The organism is Streptomyces sp. BE20 (assembly GCF_036322525.1).
Lineage (GTDB): Bacteria > Actinomycetota > Actinomycetes > Streptomycetales > Streptomycetaceae > Kitasatospora.
The window spans coordinates 1-408 of the sequence record NZ_JAQYWW010000870.1 but is presented as its reverse complement, the minus strand read 5'-3'; the positions used below and the strand labels follow the sequence as shown (position 1 = coordinate 408).

Annotated in this window: 1 rRNA gene; it reads right to left on the bottom strand. The window is 56.9% G+C overall.

Annotated elements, in window-relative coordinates:
* Nucleotides 1-343 precede the first annotated feature (343 nt).
* A 16S ribosomal RNA gene (locus tag PUR61_RS19070) occupies nt 344-408 on the bottom strand; the annotation flags it as partial.

The window sequence follows — 408 nt, the reverse complement described above, 5'->3', positions numbered from 1 at the left end:
TCCCACGTCCTTCATCGGTTCCTGGTGCCAAGGCATCCACCGTGCGCCCTTAAAAACTTGGCCACAGATGCTCGCGTCCACTGTGCAGTTCTCAAACAACGACCAGACACCCACACTCAACGACCCCAAAGGACCGCCTCACATGAGACCGGCAGTACTGAAGAAACAGACCATAACGGCCGTTCCCTCAGGACCCAACAACGTGCCCGACACGCCAGACAATGCACTGTGTTCCACGCCGAAGCAGTACTAACAGGCCTTACCTAGCGTGCCGAATAGTCAACGTTCCACCCATGAGCGACCGTGCAGAACATTCGCCTGCAAGCGGCCATGTGCTCCTTAGAAAGGAGGTGATCCAGCCGCACCTTCCGGTACGGCTACCTTGTTACGACTTCGTCCCAATCGCTG